The 23660-nt window shown below is 68.8% G+C and carries 25 protein-coding genes and 1 pseudogene; 11 read left to right on the plus strand and 15 right to left on the minus strand.

The genetic code is table 11. The features are described 5' to 3' along the window. Positions 1-80: 80 nt before the first annotated feature. On the minus strand, positions 81-1172 hold the full coding sequence (locus ACHAAC_RS13545; RefSeq protein ID WP_435716811.1) for a mandelate racemase/muconate lactonizing enzyme family protein: 1092 nt from the start codon (positions 1170-1172) through the stop codon (positions 81-83). Positions 1173-1600: 428 nt separating this feature from the next. On the opposite strand from ACHAAC_RS13545, the pseudogene ACHAAC_RS13550 reads away from it, so the two are divergent. Beyond that, positions 1601-1714 (plus strand): annotated as a pseudogene (locus tag ACHAAC_RS13550) (hypothetical protein); the annotation flags it as partial. 34 nt (positions 1715-1748) lie between these two features. Continuing rightward, the gene (locus tag ACHAAC_RS13555) at positions 1749-3359 is read left to right on the plus strand and encodes an SLC13 family permease (protein WP_435716812.1); all 1611 of its coding nucleotides are present in this window, start codon (positions 1749-1751) and stop codon (positions 3357-3359) included. A gap of 376 nt (positions 3360-3735) precedes the next feature. On the opposite strand, the gene ACHAAC_RS13560 is transcribed toward ACHAAC_RS13555, so the two are convergent. Continuing rightward, complete coding sequence (locus ACHAAC_RS13560) at positions 3736-5211, minus strand: MFS transporter (RefSeq protein WP_435716813.1); 1476 nt, start codon at positions 5209-5211, stop codon at positions 3736-3738. Between the two features lie 260 nt (positions 5212-5471). Here ACHAAC_RS13560 and ACHAAC_RS13565 point away from each other — a divergent pair, with 260 nt between their 5' ends. After that, complete coding sequence (locus ACHAAC_RS13565; protein WP_435716814.1) at positions 5472-6128, plus strand: TetR/AcrR family transcriptional regulator; 657 nt, start codon at positions 5472-5474, stop codon at positions 6126-6128. Between the two features lie 58 nt (positions 6129-6186). On the opposite strand, the gene ACHAAC_RS13570 is transcribed toward ACHAAC_RS13565, so the two are convergent. Genes ACHAAC_RS13570 through ACHAAC_RS13580 form a run of 3 tightly spaced genes read right to left on the minus strand, consistent with a single transcriptional unit; the run spans position 6187 to position 9492 of the window. Further along, positions 6187-6825 carry a response regulator transcription factor gene (locus tag ACHAAC_RS13570; RefSeq protein ID WP_435716935.1) on the minus strand — a complete coding sequence of 213 codons (639 nt, stop codon included), beginning with the start codon at positions 6823-6825 and terminating at the stop codon, positions 6187-6189. Then, positions 6822-8069: a histidine kinase gene (locus ACHAAC_RS13575; RefSeq protein ID WP_435716815.1), complete on the minus strand. Its 1248-nt coding sequence runs from the start codon at positions 8067-8069 to the stop codon at positions 6822-6824. Before ACHAAC_RS13575 ends, ACHAAC_RS13570 begins: the two co-directional genes overlap by 4 nt. A gap of 13 nt (positions 8070-8082) precedes the next feature. Beyond that, positions 8083-9492, minus strand: coding sequence for a VTT domain-containing protein (locus ACHAAC_RS13580; protein WP_435716816.1), 1410 nt, complete (start codon positions 9490-9492; stop codon positions 8083-8085). A 164-nt stretch (positions 9493-9656) separates the two neighbouring features. Between ACHAAC_RS13580 and ACHAAC_RS13585 the strand changes: the two genes are divergently transcribed. Continuing rightward, the gene (locus tag ACHAAC_RS13585) at positions 9657-10859 is read left to right on the plus strand and encodes a glycosyltransferase family 4 protein (protein ID WP_435716817.1); all 1203 of its coding nucleotides are present in this window, start codon (positions 9657-9659) and stop codon (positions 10857-10859) included. Positions 10860-10911: 52 nt separating this feature from the next. Beyond that, positions 10912-11367, plus strand: coding sequence for a DedA family protein (locus ACHAAC_RS13590; RefSeq protein ID WP_435716818.1), 456 nt, complete (start codon positions 10912-10914; stop codon positions 11365-11367). 18 nt (positions 11368-11385) lie between these two features. On the opposite strand, the gene ACHAAC_RS13595 is transcribed toward ACHAAC_RS13590, so the two are convergent. Together ACHAAC_RS13595 and ACHAAC_RS13600 are read right to left on the minus strand one after the other, a co-directional pair. Further along, positions 11386-11775 (minus strand): nuclear transport factor 2 family protein, encoded by a 390-nt coding sequence (locus ACHAAC_RS13595; protein WP_435716819.1) that lies wholly within the window; start codon positions 11773-11775, stop codon positions 11386-11388. After that, entirely contained in the window at positions 11772-12470 is a 699-nt protein-coding gene (locus tag ACHAAC_RS13600) for a FadR/GntR family transcriptional regulator (protein ID WP_435716820.1), read from the minus strand. The genes ACHAAC_RS13595 and ACHAAC_RS13600 overlap by 4 nt, the downstream gene beginning before the upstream one ends. A gap of 61 nt (positions 12471-12531) precedes the next feature. Between ACHAAC_RS13600 and ACHAAC_RS13605 the strand changes: the two genes are divergently transcribed. Continuing rightward, positions 12532-13386 carry a fumarylacetoacetate hydrolase family protein gene (locus ACHAAC_RS13605; protein WP_435716821.1) on the plus strand — a complete coding sequence of 285 codons (855 nt, stop codon included), beginning with the start codon at positions 12532-12534 and terminating at the stop codon, positions 13384-13386. 66 nt (positions 13387-13452) lie between these two features. On the opposite strand, the gene ACHAAC_RS13610 is transcribed toward ACHAAC_RS13605, so the two are convergent. Together ACHAAC_RS13610 and ACHAAC_RS13615 are read right to left on the minus strand one after the other, a co-directional pair. Next, positions 13453-13962 (minus strand): SanA/YdcF family protein, encoded by a 510-nt coding sequence (locus ACHAAC_RS13610; RefSeq protein ID WP_435716822.1) that lies wholly within the window; start codon positions 13960-13962, stop codon positions 13453-13455. 440 nt (positions 13963-14402) lie between these two features. Further along, entirely contained in the window at positions 14403-15275 is an 873-nt protein-coding gene (locus tag ACHAAC_RS13615) for an oxidoreductase (RefSeq protein ID WP_435716823.1), read from the minus strand. A gap of 132 nt (positions 15276-15407) precedes the next feature. Here ACHAAC_RS13615 and ACHAAC_RS13620 point away from each other — a divergent pair, with 132 nt between their 5' ends. From ACHAAC_RS13620 to ACHAAC_RS13630, 3 genes are all read left to right on the plus strand, one after another. After that, positions 15408-15836, plus strand: a complete 429-nt coding sequence (locus ACHAAC_RS13620) for a winged helix-turn-helix transcriptional regulator (protein WP_435716824.1) — start codon at positions 15408-15410, stop codon at positions 15834-15836. Between the two features lie 165 nt (positions 15837-16001). Next, entirely contained in the window at positions 16002-17150 is a 1149-nt protein-coding gene (locus ACHAAC_RS13625) for a molybdopterin-dependent oxidoreductase (protein ID WP_435716825.1), read from the plus strand. Next, a complete protein-coding gene (locus ACHAAC_RS13630) occupies positions 17150-17575 on the plus strand; it encodes a hypothetical protein (RefSeq protein WP_435716826.1) in 426 nt (141 codons plus the stop codon). The genes ACHAAC_RS13625 and ACHAAC_RS13630 overlap by 1 nt, the downstream gene beginning before the upstream one ends. Here ACHAAC_RS13630 and ACHAAC_RS13635 read toward each other — a convergent pair. Genes ACHAAC_RS13635 through ACHAAC_RS13645 form a run of 3 tightly spaced genes read right to left on the minus strand, consistent with a single transcriptional unit; the run spans position 17532 to position 19213 of the window. Next, positions 17532-17774, minus strand: coding sequence for an anti-sigma factor family protein (locus ACHAAC_RS13635; protein WP_435716936.1), 243 nt, complete (start codon positions 17772-17774; stop codon positions 17532-17534). The two genes, ACHAAC_RS13630 and ACHAAC_RS13635, sit on opposite strands and share 44 nt — an antisense overlap. 5 nt (positions 17775-17779) lie before the next feature. After that, the gene (locus tag ACHAAC_RS13640) at positions 17780-18418 is read right to left on the minus strand and encodes an RNA polymerase sigma factor (protein WP_435716827.1); all 639 of its coding nucleotides are present in this window, start codon (positions 18416-18418) and stop codon (positions 17780-17782) included. Positions 18419-18469: 51 nt separating this feature from the next. Continuing rightward, a complete protein-coding gene (locus ACHAAC_RS13645) occupies positions 18470-19213 on the minus strand; it encodes an Ltp family lipoprotein (RefSeq protein WP_435716828.1) in 744 nt (247 codons plus the stop codon). A gap of 298 nt (positions 19214-19511) precedes the next feature. Between ACHAAC_RS13645 and ACHAAC_RS13650 the strand changes: the two genes are divergently transcribed. Next, positions 19512-20363: an alpha/beta fold hydrolase gene (locus tag ACHAAC_RS13650; protein WP_435716829.1), complete on the plus strand. Its 852-nt coding sequence runs from the start codon at positions 19512-19514 to the stop codon at positions 20361-20363. Between the two features lie 24 nt (positions 20364-20387). On the opposite strand, the gene ACHAAC_RS13655 is transcribed toward ACHAAC_RS13650, so the two are convergent. Genes ACHAAC_RS13655 through ACHAAC_RS13665 form a run of 3 tightly spaced genes read right to left on the minus strand, consistent with a single transcriptional unit; the run spans position 20388 to position 22454 of the window. After that, complete coding sequence (locus ACHAAC_RS13655) at positions 20388-20963, minus strand: hypothetical protein (protein ID WP_435716830.1); 576 nt, start codon at positions 20961-20963, stop codon at positions 20388-20390. A 60-nt stretch (positions 20964-21023) separates the two neighbouring features. Next, positions 21024-21818: an SDR family NAD(P)-dependent oxidoreductase gene (locus tag ACHAAC_RS13660; protein ID WP_435716831.1), complete on the minus strand. Its 795-nt coding sequence runs from the start codon at positions 21816-21818 to the stop codon at positions 21024-21026. A gap of 3 nt (positions 21819-21821) precedes the next feature. Continuing rightward, positions 21822-22454 (minus strand): TetR/AcrR family transcriptional regulator, encoded by a 633-nt coding sequence (locus tag ACHAAC_RS13665; protein WP_435716832.1) that lies wholly within the window; start codon positions 22452-22454, stop codon positions 21822-21824. 247 nt (positions 22455-22701) lie between these two features. Here ACHAAC_RS13665 and ACHAAC_RS13670 point away from each other — a divergent pair, with 247 nt between their 5' ends. Continuing rightward, complete coding sequence (locus ACHAAC_RS13670) at positions 22702-23619, plus strand: DUF368 domain-containing protein (RefSeq protein ID WP_435716833.1); 918 nt, start codon at positions 22702-22704, stop codon at positions 23617-23619. Positions 23620-23660: the final 41 nt, after the last annotated feature.

Consider the following 23660-nt stretch of genomic DNA (forward strand, 5'->3'; position numbering starts at 1 on the left):
CCCGTCGTTCGTCTGGGGCGGCGGGGCGAACGGCGAAGGGGCCCTCCGAACGGAGGGCCCCTTCGTGTTTCTCCGCGCGACTACTCCGTGACCCGGTACTTCTCGAGCGAGGCAGGGTCGATCGAGACACCGGTGCCGGCGACCTGGGACACCGGAATCATCCCGTCGACGATCTCGGGGCGGACCGAGAAGAAGTCGTCCGGCAGCCAGTCGTAGTACTCCACGACCATGGTCGTGGTGCCGCAGCACGCCACCTGGCTGTGCAGCTCCCAGGACGTGTGGGGAGCCACCGGGATGTTCCACGTGTCGGCGAGCGCGAGGATGCGCATGAACTCCGTGATGCCGCCCACCCGGTGGATGTCGGGCTGCAGGATGTCGAGCGCCTCGTGCTCGAGCAGCTCGCGGAACCCGTAGCGCGAGTACTCGTTCTCCCCGGCGGCGATCGGCACGTCGACCGTGCCACGGAGCCGGGCGTAGTCGTGGATCGAGTCGGCGAGGATCGGCTCCTCGAGCCAGGTGACGTCCAGGTCTGCGACGGCCGCGGCGAACCGACGCGTGGTGAGCAGGTCGTAGCGCTGGTTGGTGTCCACCATGACCCGACCGGAAGGCCCGACGACGTCGCGGACGATCTCGACGCGCCGGACCGCGTCGTCGAGGTCCGCGCCGACCTTCACCTTGACGCCCCAGAAGTCGCGGTCGACGTAGGCCTCGGCGGCCGCCCGTAGCTCGTCGTGAGTGAAGGAGACCCAGCAGCCGTCCCCGTAGACCGGGACCTCGGTGGTCACGCTGCCGAGGTGGGCATGGATCGGTTGGTCGGCCGTCTTGGCGCGCAGGTCCCACACGGCGATGTCAACCGCCGAGAGGGCGTACATGGCCACCCCCTTGCGGCCGCGGCTCGCCGAGTGCATGAACATGCGTTGCCACAGGTCGCGGACCTGTGCCGTGTCCGTCCCGATCACGAGCGGGACCAGCTCGGTGCTGAGGAAGGATGCCACGGAGGCGCCGCCGCCGCCGATGACGTTGGTCCACCCCTCACCGACCCGTCCCTCGGTGTCGGTGACTCGCACCACCACCACACCCAGAACGTCCAGGGCGAACCCGTACTGGTTCCGGATCGGGTGGGGCTGGGGGACGGCGAGGTGATGCACCTCGGCATGGGTGATGACGGCCACGGGGGGCTCCTGTTTCTTTTGGACTGGTGCGCCTGTGGAGGCGCTGGGGCGAGCTGTTCGGCGAGCGCGTGACCGGGTGGCGTCCCTGCGCTCTCAGTGCGATCTGCCGCTGGGGTTCAGCAAACGCGAACCGAAAATCGTGTTCAGTTTCGTGGACTTGCGGCACGCCTGTCAACGCACCAAGTCCGGAGCCGACGACCTGCCCGCGCACCACGGCTTGATGCCGGCAGCCAGATGCCCGGCCAGGGAAATTGGGTGTGCGGAAGATCACGTCGCCATGATACATCTATAACCATATAGAACGTTGAGGGTGTTCCCGTCGGGCGAGAGGAGAAGCTGTGGGCGTCCGCCTGACCGAGGTCGTGCTGGTGCCGTCGGCCCTGCCCGGTGCACGCGTGATCTGCATCGGCCTGAACTACCTCAAGCACGTGGCAGAGGGCTCCGGCGCTGCCGAGGGCGTTCCGCCGCATCCGATGCGTCTTGCGCGATGGCCGGCCTCGCTCACCGTCGGCGAGGCCGACATTCCGGTAGCCGCGGACGAGGACACGCTCGACTGGGAAGGCGAGGTGGTGGTTCATGTCGCGCGAAGTCTTCGTGGATGCGAAGGATCACGAACCGGGCTCGCTGCGTGTAGAGATCCCAGTTCCTCGCATCGCCGACGCCTCAGACGACGGTGTCGATCATCTGGTTCCAGCCCTTGGGCAGCACACCGACGAGGTGCTGGAAGAGCTGAGCCTGCCACTTGTCGAGATCGCCGATCTCGAGACCAGCACCTTCTCTAGCAACTCGTCCATCAAGGAGCTCATTTCTATGTTCGACAACCTCATCGTCCTCCACGTGACGATCTCCGCGGCGATAGTGATCGCACTGATTCTGGTTGCACATCTGGACCCGACCATCTCGCTGATCCTCGGATCGATCTATCTCGGATTCACGGGAGGCCTCGGTGCCTCAGGGACAGTCGAGTCGATCACGTCGGGCTTCGGATCGACCATGGCCGACCTCGGACTACTCATCGGTTTCGGAACCCTGCTGGGGTCGCTACTCGTGTCCACCGGCGAGCTCCAACGGATGGTTCGATCATTGCTGAGGCTCACGGGAATCCGCCGATTCCCGTACGCATTCGGGACGGCCCTGGGCACGGTGTTTCCCTCGGTCTTCTCCGACGTGCTCTACGTCCTCGCCTCGCCTGTGGTCCGCGAGGCCGCCAAGAACGGTGGCGACCGCGCTCTGCCCAGGACGGCCACGGCGATGGTGGCCGGCGCAGTCGTCGGTCTAGGCCTGATGGTGCCTGGCGTGGCGTGCGTCGCAATTGCGGGGATCTTCGACGTCCCGTTGGGGACGATGCTTCTGCATGGCATCGTGCTCGCACCCCTCACCGTGATCGTGACGACGTTCGTGGCGGCGTGGCTCACAGGAAAGATGTGGCGCGTTGAACGAGACCTGGAGCCGAACGACGTCATCGGCCTTGCGGAAGAGAAGTCGGACGTGGATTTCGTCTCGACGGTCGCGGTCGGGGCTCGTACACAGTTCTCGCAGAGCATCGTCCTCGTCGCAATCCTTCTGCCGGTCACCCTGATGATCGCCGGCACGGTGTTGCAGGTCACCAGCCTGCCCACCCCGCCCGTCATGGATCTTCTGTCCAGTCCGACCGTTGCGCTCCTCATCGGTGCTCTCGTCGCCTATGTGTTCGCGCGTCGGCGCCTGGGAAGGGTCGAGGTCGGGAAGGTAGTGAACGAGGCCTTCAGTCGGGCTGGCAGCATCCTGCTGGTCACCGGCGCTGGTGGCGTCTACGGGTCCGTCATCGCGAGCACCGACATCGCCAGTGCGCTCGGCAGCTGGTTCACCGGTGCCAGCACGACGAGCGCCGTTGCCATCGTCCTGCTTGCCTGGACGGTCGCTGCCCTCGCCCACCTCGGTATCGGATCGATCACCGTCGCGGCGATCACTGCGGCCGGGATCGTGTCGCCGTTGATCTCAGCAAGCGAGGTAGCTGCCGTTGTCGTCGCCTTGGCCGTGGGCGCTGGATCGCTCTTCGCCATCCACGTGAGCAGCAACGCCTTCTGGCTCGTCCGTTCGCTGTTGGGGTTGAGCACCAGCGGTGCTCTGAAGATCGTCACCCTGACTAGCTCGGTGGCCTCGGTCGCGGCTCTCGCCTTCGTCATCCTGCTGACACTCGCCTACTAACGGAGCCGCCGTGACCGGCCCGCATCGTCACGCCGAAGCTTCGAAGGGCGAGATCAGTTGCTGGCCCTGAAGGAGCGATGTTGACGAGCTGGAGGCCCGCATCGTGGTCGCCGTCGATGATGCCGCTCCCGAGAACCCGGAGGGGGCCATCCGCGCCTGTGCCCATGCACGTGCGGTCGCCTTCTCGAGCGGCTCGGCCGTTCACCCGGACGTCTTCGGCCTACGGGAGTGACGCCACTTCAGGGACCCTGGGCAAGATGCCTTGAAGACCGGGCACGACATCTTCGTGACCGCTACCAAGCTCTACTGGCGACCATGGCCGTGGTTCCGCAGCACACGGCCCATGGGATCAGCGACGTCCCGGGTGCGCGACGGATCAGTCCGCCTTCGATGCCACGGGCTCTCGGTCGATCGAACGCGGCAGCAGCATCAGCACGAAGCCGGCGAGAAGCGCTGCAGCGGCGCAGGTCGACCACACGGTGACGTATCCCGAGAAGGGCGCGAACCTGTCGGCGGCTGCGTCGAGTGAGCCGGTCGCCGACAGCACGATGGCGAAGATGGCTGTCGCGATGGTGCCGCCGAGATTCTTGACCACGCTGTTCATGCCCGTGGCGAAGCCCGTCCGATCCGGTGGTGCAGCCGTGGCTGCCAGGACGGGGAGAGCTGCCATGACGGCGCCGGCTCCCAGGCCGGTGATGCCCAGGTTGACCAGTGCCATGCCCGGCGAGTCGTGGAAGGGCAGCCAAAGACCCGCTCCCAGCGCTCCGACGAAAGCTGCGAGGACGACCGCGCGACGTGCTCCGAGCAGATTGGCCATCGTCGGGAAGCTGAGCGCGCCGATCGCGATGCAGACGACTTGGCTCGCGATCCCGAGGGACACGAATCCCGCGCCGACGCCCAACCCGTATCCCACGGCGTCCGGGTCGGTCCCGAAGTAGGTGATGTTCGGGATCTCGCCACCGATGAGAGCGAGCCCGTACAAGAACCCTGCTACCTGCACGGGCCACTGCGCCCGGATCTTGAGGAGCTGCACGTCGATGATCGGCTCGCTCTGGCGCGACTCGTAGCGTGCGAACGGGATCTGGATGGCGAGGCCGACGACGACGAGCGCCCAGGCGAGCGGACTCGTCACACCCTGGAGGTGGATGGCGACCATTCCTGCCAGGAACGATCCCAGCGACGCCATCAGGAGCCCGAGCCCCACCCAGTCCAGGTTCGTCGCAGTGGCAGTCGGCTCGTCGTTCTCGATGCCGAACCAGACGACGACGGTGGCGGCGGTGGCCAGGACAGCTGGGATTGACAGGACGACCGGAAGGGGCACGGCGTCCGCCAGGGCGCCGCCGAAGACGGCCCCCAGGACGATCGAGAGGTAGAACGCGCTGACCAGGATGCCTGCCGCACGTCGGCTCAGGCGGTGCTGGTGCTCTGATCCCGCGGTCCGCTTGTAGACGATCGCGATCTCGAGCGGAAGCCAGACGGCGCATGCGCCCATCAGGACGTAGCCGACGAGGAACGTGGTGAACGACGGGGCAAACACCAGGATCCAGGCCCCCGCCGCCGTGACTGTCGTCGTCCAGAGCAGCACCCGCTTGAGCCCCCGCACGTCACCGAGGCGCGCGAAGACGATCACCATGAGCACCGCCATGGTGTGCTGGGCCGTCTCGAACCAGTTGAATGCGCCGTCGGAGATGCCGAGACGGACGGAGATGTCGCTGACAAGCGGGCCATAGAAGCCCCGCAGGATGCCGTAGACGATCTCGGTGAAGACGAGGAACCCGATCACCTTCGCCAGTCGCGGGACGACCTGGCTGGACGGCGGTGGCGTGGCGGCTGACTGGGTGTCAGTTTCCATCAGGGTGAAACCTTCCGATAGTGGTCGGGTCATGACGACACGGGCTCAGCGCGAGCGCCCGGCCGCGTGACGCGAACCACGCGAGTGGGGGAGGCCTGTGGCTGATCGCTGACGCGAACCGACATTCGCGTTCGCGTTGCCGTCAGTATGTGGGGTGTCACCATGTGACGTCAATCACCAGCGAGCACCTTTTCTGAAGTCCTGGCGCGAGCCGGTGGCTGGGGGGCCACGATGCGGCGGCCGAACGTTAGAATTCCCGCATGGACCGCGACATCGACGCCGTTGGCTTTCGGCCACCGCAGCAGGCCCGCAGTCGCGAAGCGCTCCGCAAGCTCTTGACCGCCGCCGAGGAAGTTCTCGCAGAGGTCGGGTACGAGGAGTGCACGATGGTGGCCGTGGCTGAACGAGCCGGTGTCTCGGTCGGCTCGATCTACCGACGCTTCGAAGGACGAGACCAGCTGCTGGCGGTCCTGAAGGAGCGCATGTTGAGCGATCTCGAGGCCCGCATCGTGGCCGCTGTCGACGCCGCTCCCAAGAACCTGGACGACATCACCCGAGCCTATGTCCACGCACTCGCGGTCGCCTTCTCCAACGACTCGGCCGTGCTCCCGGACCTCTTCGGCCGTCGGGACCGTCGCAACCTCAGTGACCGCGGGCAGGCCGCCCTGGAGACTGCGTATGCCTACTTCGCGAGTGTCACCGAGCCGTACTGGTCCACGATCGAACGGTCCGACGTGAGCTATGCCGTGCGCGCCGTCGCTGAGACGATCATGGCGTCGTTCGTCCACCGCGCCATGCGAGCGCAGGGAGCACCGGGGAGGCTCGCTGCCGAGGACTGGATCCGCTACGCCGACCAGCTGACCGACATGGTCCTGGCCTACCTTCGGACGCCCGAGGATCTCGGCACTGCAAGGTGATCTGCGCGGGCACGGCCGCAACGGGCGCCGCGCCACGTCGCGTGGCAGCTTCTCCACGTCAACCGTGGTCGAGCCACGCCAGGACAGCGAGCACTCGACGATTTGCGTCAGGTGCGGTGGGCAGGTCGAGCTTGCCGAAGATCGAGTTGATGTGCTTGCCGACCGCGCCCTCTGAGACGTAGAGACGGGCCGCGATCGCGGCATTGGAGCGGCCCTCGGCGATGAGCGTCATCACGTCGCGCTCTCTCTCGGAGAGGCGGTCCAGGGGCTGCTGCCGCCGGGTGAGAAGGCGTGCGACCACCTCGGGATCCAGTACCGTCCCTCCGCCGGCCACCTGGTCGACCGCGGCGAGGAACGAGTCGACGTCGGAGACCCGGTCCTTGAGGAGGTAGCCCACCGCACCCTCTCCATCGGCCAGCAGGTTCCGGGCGTAGAGAGGCTCGACGTACTGGCTCAGCACGAGGACGGGGAGTGGGCGGTGGGCTCGGGCGGCGATGACGGACTCGAGTCCCTCGGTGGTGAAGGTCGGTGGCAGGCGGACGTCGACCACCGCGATGTCGATGTCGTCGCGTGCGAGCGCGCGAACGAGCGCAGGAGCGTTGTCGACCGACTCGACCACCTCGACGCCTCCGCTCTCGAGGATTCGGGTGAGTCCGACGCGGAGCAGGGCCTGGTCTTCGGCCAGCACGGCTCTCAGACTTGGCACGGCAGCTCCATGGTGATCTCGGTCGGACCGCCCAGCGGGCTGTTGACCGCGACCGTTCCGTCGAAGGCGGCCAACCTGCGGGCGAGACCGGTCAGTCCGCCCCCGTCGGCCACCGCGCCCCCTCGCCCGTCGTCACCGACGACCAACCGCAGCCGGGTGCCGTCGTGGGACCCGTGCACGAACGCGGTGGAGGCCTCGGCATGCTTGACGGCATTGGCCAGGCACTCGGCCACCGCGAAGTAGGCCGCCGACTCGATCGGCTGGGGCAGCCGCGGTAGCGGAAGGTCGACCGTGACGTGGAGGGGCAGGCTGGCGACCAGCGCCTCGATCGCCTCGGACAGACCCTTGTCGGCGAGCACCGGAGGCATGATGCCACGGACGACTCCACGCAGGTCCTCCAACGCCGAGACGGTGCTCTGGCGCGCCTCGCGCAGGAGGGTCGCGGCAGCGTCGGGGTCCGTTCCCATCAGCTTCTCGGCCAGGCCGACGCTCATCCCGACCGCGGCGATCCTGGCCTGTGCACCGTCGTGCAGGTCACGCTCGATCCGGCGGATCTCCGCGGCCGAGTGGTCCAACGTCTCCGCCCTGGTCTCCTCGACCTCGCTCACGCGCGCCGCGAGTCGAGCGGACGGGTCGATGAGGATCCTGCGCTCGGCCAGCGCGCGGGCCTTGACGAGCGCCGGCGTGCTCAACCACCACACGACCGCCGCCGGCCCACCCAGGACGACGGCGAGCACGAGGCCTGAGGCATCGGCGGTCACGCCCATGAGCAGGAAGGTCGTGGGCACCGCGAGGAGTGCCACGGGCAGAAGGGACAGCACGAACCCGCCGGTGGCGCGGAACCACAGTCCGGCGACGTCGCGCCACCTGGCGCGCTCACGCGCCCACGTGAGCGGCCGCCTCATCGGCGAGAGCTCCCCGACGTCGCGGTAGGAGGCGGCGGGGATCTGCTCGCCCAGCAACATCGCGGACACGGCCCGATGCGCTGCCGCGATCTTCTGCGCTGCCGGAACGACACCCAGCGCCACGGCAAGCCCGAGCCCGATCGGAGCCGCAAGCACGGAGAGGACGGCCAGCGCGCCGAGGAGCAGGGATGGCACCGCCATGACGGCGAACCCCGCCGAGATGCCGGTCAAGCGCAGCCGCTCGACCATCCCCTCGGCGCTGACCGGCTGCGGACGCAGCGGTCCGACAGGCCTGGTCCAGTCGATCACCACCACACCAGTGTCTCTCATCGGCCGCTGTCCTCTACGCCGCCAGGTCCACAGGCGTCACGGCTGGGATCGCTCTCCCCGGGTGGTTGGTCACCACCATCCACACCCAAGGATCGTCGAGCAGCCGACGCAACGTGGGGACGTCGTCGACGGACCACAGCATGACCGGCACGTTGCGACGGCGTGCCCAGGCCAGCAGACGGGTGCCACCGATGCGGTGGTCGGCAGCGACCAGGGTGGCACCGCAGCGATCGAGTCGTCCGCCCGGGAAGAGCGCCGTCAGCCATCGGTGCGGTCCGAGCGAGAGCCCCACCAGGGTGCCAGGGGACCTACGTTCGGCCCATGCCCGCAGCACCCGGACGGACCGGTCGGCCAGCGTGGTGATGAGGAAGGCAGAGCTGTCCTCCATGGCGTCCAGGGCGATCTCGGCCGCCGTGATCTCATCAGCCTCACGTCCTCCCGAGTCGACGAGCTTGAGGTCGATGTGGGCACGCTTCCCGTGGGCCCGGAGCAGCGCCAGGGCATCGCGGTAGCGCGGTAGCGGGTAGGTCCCGGTGGCTAGCAGGTCGGCGTAGGTCGTCGCCCGGATCCGGCGGTGGCGTCCATCGAGACCGAGCACCCTGCCGCCGTGATGAAGGACGAACTCTCCGTCGGCGGTGCGATGGAGATCGAGCTCGACGTACTCGACGGGCATGCGGACGGCCGCCCTCAGCGACTCCCACGAGTTGTCCCGGGATCCCGACTGCTGCGCGGCGCCGCGGTGAGCGGAGAGCATCGCCCGAGGGCGCGAGCCCACGTCGGGCGGACCGATGCGCCTCAGAGCCTGGAATGCGCGCAGGAGCCGATCGATGAGCAGACCCATCAGCACGCCGAACACCACGCCCACGGTCGCTGCCACGAGCGGCTGGTCGCCGAGGACCTGACCTGCCGCGACGCCGAGCAAGGTCGCCCACGCGCCCCACAGCACGGACCCCACCGCGGCGAGGGCCGTGAACCGCGCCCTGGAGAAGCCGGTTGCTCCCGCGGCCATGTTGATGACCACCCGCCCGACCGGGACGAACCGACCGGCCAGGACGTACGAGCTGCCGTGCCGGTCCAGCGAGGCGCGTGCCCCGGTCAGCGCCGTTCGGCCCCGCGTGGTGCGAAACAGCCGCCACCGCTCGACCCCGAAGCGTGAGCCGAGTGCGTAGGCGGTCACGTCTCCGATGAAGGCGCCGAGGGCCGCTGCCGCAGCGAGCAGTGCGACGTCCACTGGGGATCCGCCGGAGCCGATGAGCGCCGAGGCGACGGCGATGACGACGGACTCGCTCGGGAACGGCGGGAAGAAGCCGTCCACCCAGCACAGCAGGATGACCACCAACAACATCAGGGGCGAGGTGCCGAGCGTGACGACAGCGGTCTCGAGGCCCGACAGCGCCTCGCCGATCTGGCTCAACGCGTCCATGACATCTCCTGGCAGGGCTGGATCTGATTCATGATGTCGAGCCTAGGTAGGTCCCGGGGCGCCCGGAATCGTGTTGAGCTCCCGTCTGGGGTGGGGAAAACCCCACCCCAGGAAGGGCCGTAGCCGGATTCTCCGCCGACCCGCTCAGGGCGAGGGTGGAAAGCATGATCAAGACAGCGCTTCGACCCCACCAGCCGCTCCGGGTGCTGGTCGTCACCGAATCCTTCCTCCCCCAGGTCAATGGCGTCACCAACTCGGTGCGCCGGCTTCTCGAGCACCTCGCCGAGCGGGGGCACACCGCCGCCGTGGTGGCTCCCACGGGACCGGCGACGTACGCGGGTGCCCAGGTGCATCACGTTGCCGGCGTCGAGCTGCCGATGAACCGCGGCTTCACGGTGGGCCTGGCCACCCGACGCCGGCTCCAGGAGGTCATGGTGGAGCTTCGGCCCGACGTGGTGCACGTGGCGGGCCCCTTCCTGCTCGGCGCAGCCGCGATACGCGCCGCGCGCACGCTCGGGATCCCAACGGTCAGCATCTACCAGACCGACCTGGTCGGGTTCGTCCGCCGGTACTTCCTCGGAGGTGCCGTCGCGCCGGCCATCGAGCGCCACGTACGTCGCATCCACAGGTTGACCGACCGCACGCTCGCCCCCTCGTCGGCCAGCCTCGAGCAGCTCCACTCCCTCGGTGTCCCGCGGGTCCACTACTGGCCGCGCGGAGTCGATGCCGTGCGGTTCACCCCCGATCGTCGCGACGAGCAGCTGCGGCGAGACCTGCTCCAGTCGCCGGAGGGGCAGGCAGGCACTCGTGCCGACGTGCTCGTCGGGTACGTGGGCCGGTTGTCCAAGGAGAAGGGTCTGCACCAGCTGCGGGCGATCCAGGACCTGCCGGGAGTCAGGCTGGTGCTCGTCGGTGCCGGCCCCGAGGAGGCGGCGTTGCGCAAGACCCTTCCTCAAGCGTCCTTCCTCGGGCTCAAGGAAGGGGTCGAGCTCGCCGAGATCGTCGCCTCCCTCGACATCTTCGTCCACCCTGGCGCAGACGAGACCTTCTGCCAGGCGGTGCAGGAGGCGCAGGCGAGCGCGGTCCCGGTCGTCGGTCCCGATGCCGGGGGGTTGATCGACCGGATCGACCACGGCATCAACGGACTCCGATATGCCGCGGGGGACCCCGACCTCCTCAGGTCCGCCGTCCGACGTCTGGTCGGCGACGGCTCCCTTCGCCGACGTCTCGGAGCTGCAGCACACGCATCAGTCGCGGGCCGAACCTGGGAGGACGTCAACGACCGTCTCCTGGACCACTATCGAGACGTCCTGTCGGGTTCGACCACTGTCGAGACCGCCGACACTCCCTATGACCTGGCCAGCTGATCTCCTCAGCCTGCCTCCCGATGTCACGAGGTTGGACACCCATGCTCCCGTGATGACCGCGCTCCTTCTCATCGGCCTCGTCACGATCATCCCCTTCGGCCCGGTGGAGGCCGCTGCCGTCACCGCGGGCACACTCGCCCACACCGGCCTGGTGCCACTGTGGGTGGCGGTCCTCCCCGTGGCCATCGGCATGCTCCTCGGCGACTACCTGGTCTACGCGGCCGCCGGCCCGATGCTGGACCGCGCTCGACCTCGCTGGGCCAACCGACCACGCGTCGCTGCGATGTTGAGCGCGCTCGTCGCGAAGCCGCTGTGGCGCGACGTCGGCGTTGCTGGTCTGCGTTTCGTCCCCGGAGGGCGTACCCCGACGGCGCTCATGGCTCGTGAGCTCCGGATGACCCGCACGCACTTCTGCGTGGTCGCCGGCGCCGGATCACTTCTGTGGGCCGGGGTATGGACCGGCGGCGGATCCGCACTCGCCGGCGGCGCACTCACCCTCCTCGCCTGATCGTCGGAGCTGCGTGCCTCAGGCTCGGGACCATTCCCTCGCCACCGTGAAGCGACGGACGGCGAGAGTGTCACGGGTGGTCGCGAGCAGCAGGTCGTAGCGACCGAGGGTGTGCACGGCAGGCTCGTCCTCGTACATCCATCGCACGTAGTGCGCACGGGCGTGCCAGTCATGTCCCTCAGGCTGCACGACGAGGTTCGTGACGTCGTGCCTGTGGGTCGTGCGGGCGGACCAGATCCGCTCGAAGAAGGGACGTGCGTCCTCCGGTCGGTCGAAGCCACCTGACGGGAAGCGCACCTCGGCGTCGCCGAGAAGTGCCACAGCGGCGTCGACGTCCTGGGTGTCGGCGATCTCGGTGTAGGTGTGCAGCAGGTTCGCGCCCAGGTGCCGGGCCTCGGCGGGGTTCACGACTGCGGCTCCGTCGGTGCGTTCGCCGTGTCCGCGTGTGCGGCGACAGCGCCGGCGACACGATCGACCTCCCCGGAGGAGATCGCCTCGACCAGGTCGACGTGTGCTCGCTGCCGCATCTCGCGATATCCGTCGACGTCGGTCTCGCCGTCGAAGGACGGGGTGGTCGGGGTCAGGTGGCCGAGGGTCGAGATGTAGACAGCGCGAGCCATCTCGTTGGGGCAGATCAGGGCGATCCGTTCGTGCAGCGCCCAGTTCGCCGCCATGAACCCCGCCCAGTCGGGTGCGTCTCCCATCGTCTCGACCAGGTCTCGGAGCTCGCGCACGTCGGAGTCGGTCCGGCACCGGGCAGCACCTTGGTCGACCAGCAGCTCGAGGTGCTCGCGCAGCTCGACCGCGTCGCCCACGGTGGTCGGGGCCTCAGCAACCGACAGGAGCGTGTGCCGCAGTCGTACCACCGGGCCCCGGTCCGTGACGAACAGCCCTCCACCGCGACCGGGCCTGATGGTCAGGATCCCACGGTCGCGCAGCAGCCGGACCGCTTCGCTGACCGTCGGCTTGGAGTAGCCGCTGGCTGTCCGCAGCTCGTCCAGCGTGCCGATCGCGTCTCCGGGGGAGAGTCGATCGAGTCGGATCTGCTCCTCGATGCTGGCAGCCAGGTGCTCGGATCGGGACATCGGCGCGCGAGAGATCACGTCGACATGATACATCTGTAACCATATAGAACGTTTAGGGTTCAAGTTCAAGGAGAACGCGATGAGCGTCGGTCTGGTCGGCTTCCGCGGTGCTGATGACGTCACGATGATCGGCAGCCTCACGCAGGACGGCACGGAGGTCGTCCCCTTGGCCGGGGTGGCCGAGTTCTGGTCCGATCCGCGTCGCTTCATGAAGCAGCGCGTGGTCGACCAGTGGGCCGTGCCGACGACCGAGGTCCTGCTGGTGCCGCCGGTCCTGCCCGGTGCGCGCGTGATCTGCGTCGGTCTGAACTATCTCAAGCACGTGGCGGAGGGTTCATATGCTGCGGAGGGGGTGCCGCCGCATCCGACGCTGTTCGCGCGATGGCCGGCCTCGCTCACCGTCGGTGAGGCCGAGATCCCGGTACCCATGGACGAGGACGGGCTCGACTGGGAGGGCGAAGTGATGGCCTACGTCGGGACCACCCTTTCCGACGCGACACCGGACGAGGCACTCTCGGCGGTGGTGGGCTACTCGACGTTCAACGATGTCACGGCACGGCGGGCGCAGAAGCTGACGTCCCAGTGGACCCTCGGCAAGAATGCTGACCGTTCGGGACCGTTGGGGCCACTCGTCCCCGCGGAGGACGTGGGGGACCTGCGAGACGGGTTGGAGCTCAGGACCCGGGTCAACGGCGAGCTGGTGCAGGCGGGCAGCACAGATCAGATGGTGTACACCGTCGGCGACACCCTGTCGCTGATCAGTCGCACCTTCACTCTCCATCCCGGCGATCTCCTGGCAACGGGGACGCCGTCGGGCGTGGGTTACTCACGCACCCCGCCCTGGCTGATGCAACCCGGCGACGTCGTCGAGGTCGAGGTCGAGCGACTCGGCGTCCTGCGCAACACGGTGGTTGCCAGATCAACAGGAAGATAGGGCGTCACTCTGCGTGGCGGCGTTCGGTGGTGTGGTGCTCGAGTCTCTTGACTCGCGCGCGTGGGTTCAGTCGACAGGTTCGGACCACGAGGTCCGACCGTCGCCCGTGATCGGGATCGGTGGGCCAGAGGTGACCGTGGGGCGCCAGGTTGCCTCGCCGAGGCCGCGGACGCGCGCCAGCCACTCGCGGCCCCGGCGTCCGCCGTCGCGGACGACGTACCCCTGGACGTCGATGTCTGCAGCGTGTCCGAGGTCGACCGTGCGGGCGGCGTAGACGCCCTGGGTGACGACCACGGCGGTGTCGACGCCGAACACGTCGCGGGCCCGCCGCATGGTGTGCCAGGTGCTGAAGCCGGCGTAGTCGGTGAACACGTCGGCTGCGGGCACTCCGGCCTCGAGCACGGCCTCACGCATCGCGTCGGGCTCGTTGTAGGTCTCGGAGCCGTTGTCGCCGGACAGGAGGATCTTCTCCACGACACCGGCCTCGTGGAGCGCGACCGCGGCCGCGACACGTTCACCGACGGGCTGACCGAGCGAGCCGTCGCTGCGCACCCCTGCGCCCGGCACGATGACCACCTGGGCGTCGTCGACGTCGTCGATGTCGCTCGTCAGGTCATCGCGGTACGCGTCACCACGATGACGTTGGCGCTGACGACGAGAGCTGCGCCGAGCAAGGCGCCGACGGCACCCAGGAGCATGGCGCGACGGATCCACCGCCGCCTCATCCGGCGAGGGGACGGCATGAGCGATGGTTGGCCTCTGGCATGGCGGTGGTCTCCTGCAGGTCGATGATGTCCGCGCCGGTCGCGCTCGAAGTCTTGGGTGTGCATCCAAGGATGGCCGAAACAGATCGCGCTGTTCAGGGACTCTCGCTCCCACCCACTCTGTGTGCGTGGTGACGCCGGCGCCGAACGGGCCGGGCCGCGCCGGGTGGGTCGGCCTCGGCGGACGATCCTCGGATCAGGTCGTCCTGCGAATGCGCTGGGTGAGCGACATCGGCTACGGTCCCGAGGTGCTCAGCTGCTGATGGCGTCCAGCTCCGCCACATCCGTGGAGGAGAGGGTGAGGCCGGCGCCTGCGACGTTCTCCCGCAGGTGCGCCGTCTTCGACGTGCCGGGGATGAGCAGGATGTTGGGTGAACGCTGGAGCAGCCAGGCCAGCGCGACCGACATCGGAGTCGCCTCCAGGCGGCCGGCGACTGCCGAGAGTGCCGAGGACTGCAGGGGGCTGAAGCCTCCGAGGGGGAAGAACGGCGCGTAGGCGACACCTTCGGCGTCGAGCCGGTCGATGAGGTCGTCGTCGTGGCGGTGGGCGAGGTTGTACATGTTCTGGACGCACGCGATCGGGGCGACGCCCTGTGCCTCGGTGACCTGCTCGGCGGTGACGTTGCTGACCCCGAGGTGGCGGATGAGACCTGCTTGCTGCATCTCGACGAGGGTCTCGAACGCCTGGGAGAGGGAACCCTGCTGCGGCCCCTCGGCGTTGCCCATCCGCAGGTTGACCAGGTCGAGCGCCTCGACCCCGAGCGTCTGGAGGTTCTCCTGGACCTGCTGGCGCAGGTCCTCGGGTCGCCGAGCCGTGGGCCAGCCACCCTGTGCGTCACGGTTGGCGCCCACCTTCGTGACGATGTGCAGCGATCCTGGGTAGGGGCGCAGCGCCTCGCGAATCAGCTCGTTGGTGATGCGTGGCCCGTAGGCATCGCTGGTGTCGATGTGGGTGATCCCCAGGTCGACGGCGGCGCGCAGCACCGCCAGCGCACCGCCCCGATCGGCAGGCGGGCCCATCACCCATGGGCCGGCGAGCTGCATCGCGCCGAAACCGAATCGGGTGATGGTCAGGTCGCCGAGGTTCCGGGTGCCGCCGGGAAGTGATGCAGAGGAGGTGCTCAACGTGTGCCCTTCGTCGTGTGTGGTCGGGGTGGCGCTTTCCAGCGTCGTGCACCAGTATCAGCAGCAAACCCTCTGAGAGGAAGTAGGCACCTTGAAGTGCGTAACCCACCCAAAAGTAGGACGGGGTCCGCGATGACGTCGGCCCAGAAGAAGGCACAGGCCGCGGTGGAGTACAACGCGTTCCTGGCGGTGTGCCCCAGCCGCCAGCTGCTCGACCGGATCTCGGACAAGTGGGTGGTCCTCATCCTCTGCGCACTGGGCGGCGACGATTCTGGCGAAACCGCATCGACGAACGCCCCCAGGGCGATGCGCTACTCCGAGCTCTCCCGCCTCCTGGGCGGGGTCAGTCAGAAGATGCTGACCCAGACATTGCGGTCATTGGAGCGCGACGGCATGCTCACCCGCACCGTCACGCCGACCGTCCCGGTCACCGTCACCTACGAGCTGACCGATCTCGGCCTCTCTCTCCATGACATGACGCGTGGCCTCAGGAGCTGGGCCCAGACGCACATGAGCGAGGTGCTCGCCCACCGCGAGACGTACGACGCTCGCACGACGTGACGACTTGCACTCACGGGCGCCCACCTTCCGGAGCAGCCCCGCGACCGCGAAGTGCCCCTGCACCTCGAGCCTCCCGCGAGCCGGGTGAGGCACTGGAACGGGTCGGCCGCTGATCGGATCGGCTCGGCGGTGCAACGATCCGGCCACGAGATGACACTGACGGCCATGCACCCTCCCTCGGAAGCCTCGTTCACCTCGCGGCTGCGCAGCGCCGCTGTTGCGGCCCGGGTCGGCAGCTGGCTCGGCATCTGCTTCACCATCGCCCTCATCACCGGGCTGATCAGCCACTACGCGCAGAACGTCGTCCAGCCGGTCCCGTTCCCCACCAGCCCGTCGTGGGGGTATCGGCTGACGCAGGGAGTGCATGTCGTCACCGGGTACGCGTCGATCCCGCTGCTTCTCGTCAAGCTGTGGACCGTCTATCCGAAGCTGCTCAAGCGACCGCCGCGCGGCCGGCGGGCCTTCGTCGTCGACGGGCTCGAACGTGCGTCCATCGGCGTGCTGGTGGCCGGAGCCATCTTCCTGCTCGCGAGCGGCGTGGCCAACGCGGCGCAGTGGTACCCGTGGGACTTCTCCTTCCGCACCACCCACTTCGCGCTCGCATGGATCACGATCGGCGCGCTCGTCGTGCACATCGCGGTCAAGCTGCCGATCATCAGGCACGCCCTGACCCACGACATCGACGACACCACGCACGATCGGCCGGCGGCCACCGAGCCCGGGCCGGTCTCGCGCCGGGGGTTGCTGGGCGTCGCGGCGCTGGCCGCTGCCGCCGTCGTCGTGGCGACGGTGGGCAACACGGTCCCCGCCTTCCGCCGGATCTCGGTCTTCGCCGTGCGTGACGGGGAGGGCCCGCAGGGCGTCCCGGTCAACAAGAGCGCCGCGGCTGCGGGAGTCACCGGCGAGATGGTCGGCGACGCCTACCGGCTCGAGGTCGTCCACGGGGGACGCACGGTCACGCTCACTCGCGCCGACCTCGCGGGGATGTCGCAGCGCACCGAGCGGCTGCCGATCGCCTGCGTGGAGGGATGGAGCGCCACCGCCGACTGGACCGGTGTGCGGGTTCGTGACCTGCTCGACCTCGTCGACGCACCGCAGGGACGCGACGTCGAGGTGCTGTCGCTCCAGCCGTCAGGACCGTTTCGGCGCACGGTGCTGCAGGGCAACTTCGCCGACGACGAGCGGACGTTGGTCGCGCTCGCGCTGCATGGCGAGCCGTTGTCACGCGACCACGGGGAGCCCGCCCGGTTGATCGCCCCGAACCGGCCCGGGGTCCTGCAGACCAAGTGGTTGAGCCGACTGGAGGTGGCGTGATGCGCACGCGTCTGGCGTTGGGCACCACAGGTGTCGGGGTGGGCCTCTACGGCGCCTACCTCCTGCTGAGCCGTCAGGACGTCGACCAGCTGGTGAGCGCCGGGATCTGGCTGGCGGCCGGTGTTCTCCTCCACGACGCCGTGCTCGCACCCGTCGTGCTGGCCGTCATGTGGCTGGCCGCTCGCGCGCTGCCGGGCTGGTCTCGCCCGGCCGCAGCGACCGGGTTCGTCGTGCTCGGTTCCGTCTCGATCGTCGCGATCCCGGTGCTGGGCCGCTTCGGCGCACGCTCCGACAACCCGACGCTCCTGCCGCGTGACTACGTGAACAGCTGGTGGTGGCTCGCGGTGACGGTGGTGGTGGCCGTCGTGGCGGCGGCTCTCGTCAGTCGTCGCCGGGTCGGCGGTGAAAGTCGCGAAAGGCGGTGAGCAGCACGTGCTCGGCCTCCGGCGAGACGGAGTCGACGGGGACCGAGCCGAGTCGGCGTGATGTCTCGCGCATCTGCTCGACGTAGACGACGCATCCGGGGCACAGCTCGAGGTGCTCGTCGAAGCGGCGTCGGGTCTCCGGGTCGAGCTCGTTCTCGAGATACTCGGTGACGAGCTCGACGAGCTGTTGGCAGGACATGTGGCTCACGGGTGACCTCCCTTCGTGACCGGTTCTGGAGCGAGGTACGACGCCAAGGTCGTGCGGAGGGAGGCGCGAGCCCGGTGCAGCAGCACGCGTTGGTTCGCGGCCGAGATGTCCAGCAGGTCGCACACCTCGCGGGAGCTGTGCCCGAGGACGTCACGCAACGTCACCACGATCCTCTGCCGATCCGGCAGTCGCGACACGGCCTGCCCCAGCTGCTCGCGCACTTCTGCGTCCAGGACGGCCTCGTCGACCGGACGCCACGTCTGGGGGAAGGTCCTCCACCCGCCCGGGTACTGGTCGTCGACCCCCTGGAAGGCGCTCGGATCGACCGTGGGGCCGTGCTCGTCGGACAGGTCCGACCACAGCAGCACCCGCTGCTCGCGGGCCCCACGTCGTTTGGCCGTGTTGACCAGGATCCGGAAGACCCAGGTGCGCAGCGTCGAACGACCCTCGAAGTCGTCAAGTCCACGGACGACGGCGAGCCACGTCTCCTGCACCACTTCCTCGGCCGACGCCTCGGTGGTCACGAAACCTCGAGCGACCGATCGCATCGGACCCGACCACCGGTGCACCAGGTGGACGAAGGCCGTCTCGTCGCCACACCGCAGTGCGTGGAGATCGGGGTCGGCGTCGGTCACGGATCCAGTCTACGAGCGGGCGCCGCCAGCCAGAGCTCGACGGACGCGTGGTCAGAGACCGGCCTGGGTGGCGCCGTACTCGGCCTCCTCCTGCGTGTAGCCGTCGCCTGCATCGGATGACAGCTGCTGGATCATGCCTGCCCGCGAGAAGGGGGAGATGTCGAGGTAGTTCTCCGCCGCCTTCGCGGCCTGTTCCTTCCAATCGGCACCGACATTGTCGGCAGCGAACGTCGCATCCTCCACGGAGTAGCCGTCCCCGGCGTCGGACGACAGCTGACGGATCAACCCTTTGTAGGAGAAGGGCGCGAAGCTGAGGTAGTTCTCGCCGGCCTTCAGAGCGTTCTCCTGGCCCGACGTCATGGACGGTTCCTCCGGCTCGGGCTCCGGCTCAGGCTCTTCCTCGACGGCGGCGTCGCTCTCGTCCGAGGAAGAGGTGTCCGGCGACGCGACTGGCGCGCTGTCGTCGGCGCCTCCGCTGAGGGCGGCACCGAAGATGATGAGCGCAACAAGAGCACCAGGGATGATGAAGCGCTTCTTCTTGAACCACGCCCGCTCGGTCTGAGTCGTGCCGGTCGCCGTCGCGGCAGAAGACTGGGTGTGCTCGGTCCATTGTGTCCCGTCGAACCAGCGCATCGTTCCAGTGTTGTCGGGGTAGTACGCGGCGGGTGTCTCCTGGACGACCGTTCCCGTCGCCTCCGCTGCCTGGGTGTGCTCGGTCCACTGTGTCCCGTCGAACCAGCGCATCGTTCCAGCGTTGTCCGGGTAGTACCCGGGAGGTGTCTTCTGATCGGTCATGGCGCGCTCCCTCATTGCCAGGAGGGCGAGCCCGCGTCATGATGATCGCCCCGACGTTGTCTGTACCTGGCCACCCTGAATCGTGCGGCAGGTGGCCGTACTCAGAACCATCGAAGATGGCTCGTTCGAACCATGTGCGGCGAGACTCCGTGACGGTCGCCGTGTCGTCCGTTCGAGCCCTGCCCGGTCACCGAAGAGTCCCGATCAGGAGAGATGCTGACCAGAGTCAAAGGTGGCTTCTTGCTGGTCGGTGTCGAAGATGTCGGCCCCTCGGGGGTCGCGCTGGCACAGTGGGGGCGTGGATGAACGTGGCAAGCCTGGCCGAGCGGGTGACGGTGAGCTCCGAGCGTGGACGACCCGACCCGACGGTGCGCGGCTCGCGGTCCAGCTGGACGGGCCGCGGACGGCGCCGCTGCTCCTGCTTCTGCCGGGGCAGCGCAACAGCCACCACTGGTGGGACCGGCTGCGCGACGACTTCGCCAGGGACTGGCTGACCGTCACCTTCGACTACCGGGGAGCGGGCACCACGACAGCCCCCGCGCCTCCGCGACGCAGGGCGTGGTCGTCGACGTCCTTCGCTGCGGACGCTGCCGCCGTGGTGGAGTCGCTGGGCCACGAGCGTGCCGACGTGTACGCGACGTCGATGGGTGGTCGGGTGGCCCAGGAGCTGGCCATCGCTCGCCCCGACATGGTGCGCCGGATGGTCCTCGGGTGCACCGCGCCTGGCGGCGCGGGGGCGGTGAGGAGCGAGAAGTCGGTGCGCCGCGCGCTCGCCGATCCCGACCCCGAGGAGCGTCTGCGCACGACCGTCGACCTCTTCTACACGCCGGAGTACGTGGAGTCCTTCGGCGGAGTGGAGGCCGTTCCGCGCCACCTGTTCGGCGACCCGGGAATGAGCAGCGCGGACGCGCGCCGCCACCTGCGCATCAGTCGGCGACACGATGCGTGGGAGCGGCTCGACCAGATCGTGTGCCCCACGCTCGTCATGCACGGCACCGAGGACCTGATGACGCCGAAGGTCAACGCCGAGAACATCGCCGACCGGATCCCCGGTGCCGAGATCGAGCTGGTCGAGGGTGGCCGGCACGGCTACTTCGACGAGCTCCGCACCGCCGTCACGCCGACGGTCGCGTCGTTCCTGCGCGGCTAGCAGTGGGCGGCGAGGCCCTGCCGGTCAGGCCACGGGGTCGCGCAGGATCGTGCGCAGGGTGTGCTGCGGGGTCTCGCGGGTGAACCCGTCGAGGTGGAGCTCGTGGTGGGGCCCGCATCGGTGCAGGCCTCGCTCCTGGGCGAAGGAGCCCAGTCGTCCGAGCGTGGCAAGCTCCTCCGCGAACGGTCCGTGGTGCATGACCTGCACGACGTCCTGCTCCTGCGTGGTGTGCAGCTCGATGGTCTCGCTGCTGCGATCTGAGGCGCTGGCGACGCGGGCGCGTGCCTCGGTCAGCTCCTCGGAGGTGGTGCCGTCGGGAACGACGGCGAGGACGCGGTACTGCAGCGACGGGATCGGGTTGACGGTGTAGAAGTCGGCGATCTCCACAGGAATCGACCCGGCGGGGTACCAGTACTGGATCTCGATGGCCGGTTCCGCGCCGTCGTTGATCTGCCGGGCGAGGTCACCGATGACCGTCTTCTTGCGGTAGAACTCATCGGTCCCTGGTGACCCGGATCCGAGGATCGACGCGTACGTCGTGGCCGGGGCGCGGACGTGCTCGGGGGCATCCGATGCGTGGAGGTGAGGTGTGGTTGCCATGGCTTCGTGCCTTTCGTGGTGTGGCCGTCGGCAGGGTGGAGCCCGCCGATGGGGGAGCGCTCAGGCGCTGTAGCCGCCGTCGATGTCCAGTGATGCGCCGTTGATGTAGGCGCCCTCCTCGCCGGCCAGGTGCGAGACGAGTGCAGCGACCTCCTCCACGGTGCCGAACCGGCCGACGGGGATGGTGGCGCGCAACGCGTCGCCCGCCGGTCCGCTGGCGGGGTTCGCCGGGGTGTCCACCGGTCCCGGTTGGACGTTGTTGATCGTGATCCCTCGTGGGCCCAGCTCGCGGGACATGCCGCGGACGAGGCTGGCGATCGCACCCTTGGTCATGCCGTACAGCGACGAGATGTCGTTGGGGAAGTGGGTCGAGGTGACGCTGCCGATCGTGATGATCCGACCACCGTCCTGCAGGTGCGGGGCTGCGAAGCGGATGGTGTCCAGGGTGCCGCGGATGTTCACCGCGATCATCCGGTCGATCTCCTCGTCGGACAGTTCCTGGACCGGCTTCAGGGTCCCGCCGCCGGCGTTGGAGACCACGACGTCCAGGCGTCCCTCACGAGCGACGATGCTGGAGATGGCGTCACGGATCTCCGCCCGATCGGCACTGTCGACCTGGATCCCCATGGCGTCACCGCCCGCTGCGCTGACGGTGGCCTCGAGAGCGTCTGCCTCGGGCTTCGCGGATGCGTAGGTGAACGTCACCTGGGCGCCCTCGGCGGCGAGTCGGCGCACGATGCCCGATCCGATGCCGCGGGCGCCTCCGGTGACGAGTGCGGTCTTTCCTGCGTGGCGGTGCTCCCGGCCGTCCGTGACGCCCTGCTGATCGGTCGTGAGGTTCATGGATGCGGTCATGGGTCAGTGCTTTCGGGTCGAAGGAGTCGAGTCCGGTTCCGACGGGGTGCGATCGGACATGGTGAACACGGCGAGTGCGCGGTGCGCCAGGGCGAGGAGGGCCTGTCGTGGCTCGCCGTCGGCGGCGCGGATGGCGAAGCCGGTGGTGAGGGTGATGAGGAACCGGGCGAGCTCGTCCGGGTCCTCATCCGCGGGAAGGTCTCCGTCGGAGAGTGCCTGGGTGAAGCGGTGGGCGAGCCGTTCCTGGATGAGCCAACGGTTCTCCGCGAGCAGGGAGAAGGCATCCGCCTCGTCAGTCACCATGGCCTGCACCGACAGGCACCCGGGAGGCCGGCCCGGCGTCGTCACCGCTCGTGCGTTGCCGGTCAGGAACGCCTCCGCGGCTGCGAGCGCGGTGGGCATGGCGAGGGCGGCATCGACGTAGGCCATGTTCTGGGCGATGTAGCGCTCCAGCGCGGTGCGGAACAGCTGCCCCTTGTCGCCGAACGCTCGGTAGAGAGCCGGCCGGCTGATGTCCATCGCGGCGGTGAGCTCCGCCAGACCGGTGCTCTCGTAGCCGTGCTGCCAGAACGTGTCGATGGCTGCGTCAAGCACGGCGTCCGGGTCGAATCCGCGAGGTCGTCCGACGGGTGCCATGGAGTGCCTCTCTATTTCGTATCGATCGGTACGTAATGACGATAGCACGATCACCGTGTCCGGTGGGCGGAGAGCGTTCGATGGATCGCCCGCCGAGTCACGGGAGCGCCGCGCGTCGCTCTGGCGGTGCTTGGCTAGGGTCGGGGCCGAGCGTGGCGCGGCGCAGAGCCGATGGTGCACCGAGGGCCGGGTGCCCCGACGCCTTGCCGACCCGGTGGCGCCGCCACCCCGATCGTGAGGACGCAACGTGAAACCAGGCAGGACCGTGCTCGACGTCGGCCGCGGCGCGCTCATCGGCGTGGTGGAGATCATCCCCGGCGTCAGCGGCGGGACGATCGCCCTCATCGTCGGGATCTATGAGGACCTGATCGACTCTGCGGGACACACGGTGCGTGGCCTTCTGGGTCTTCTCGTCGGCCCGCTGCGCGGCCGGGGGGTCTCCGACGGCGTGGCGGAGCTGCGTGCGGTGCGCTGGAACCTGCTGGTCCCGGTGGGGATCGGCATGGTGGTCGCCGTGCTGGCCGGTGCCCGAGTCGTGGCTCCTCTGATCGAGGAGCATCCGAACGAGTCGCGCGCCTTCTTCGCCGGGCTGATCCTCGTCTCGATCGCCGTGCCGGCCCGCATGGTCGGGGGACGCTGGCGTGTCCCGGAGCTGGTCCTCGCGCTCGTCGTGGCGGTCGCGGCCTTCCTGGTCACCAGCCTGCCGGCGGCCACCACGCCGGAGCCGTCCCTGTGGTTCGTCGGGGTGGCTGCTGCGGTGGCGATCTGCGCCCTGGTGCTCCCCGGGTTGTCCGGCTCCTTCATCCTGCTGGTCCTGGGGGTCTACGCACCGACGCTCGACGCACTCAACGAGCGCGACCTCACCTACATCGCGGTCTTCGCGCTCGGCGCCGTCGTCGGCCTGGGGGCCTTCGTGCAGGTGCTGCGCTGGCTGCTGCACCGACACCGTCGCACCACGCTGGTGGTCATGACCGGGGTGATGGTGGGATCGCTGCGGGCCCTCTGGCCCTGGCAGGACGACGGCGGCGACCTGATGGGTCCCGCGGACGATGCCGTCCGCGTGGGGCTGGTCTTCCTGGTCGGGGGAGCCCTGGTCCTGACCCTGCTGCTGGTCGACGCCGTCTCGCGCCGGCGCATCGAGGAGCTCGCCGACCCACCCGCGTAGGTGCTGTCGGGGACAGCGTCCGCAGGACTCGACGTCGCGCC

It is taken from the genome of Aeromicrobium sp. CF4.19 (assembly GCF_051262555.1).
GTDB lineage: Bacteria > Actinomycetota > Actinomycetes > Propionibacteriales > Nocardioidaceae > Aeromicrobium.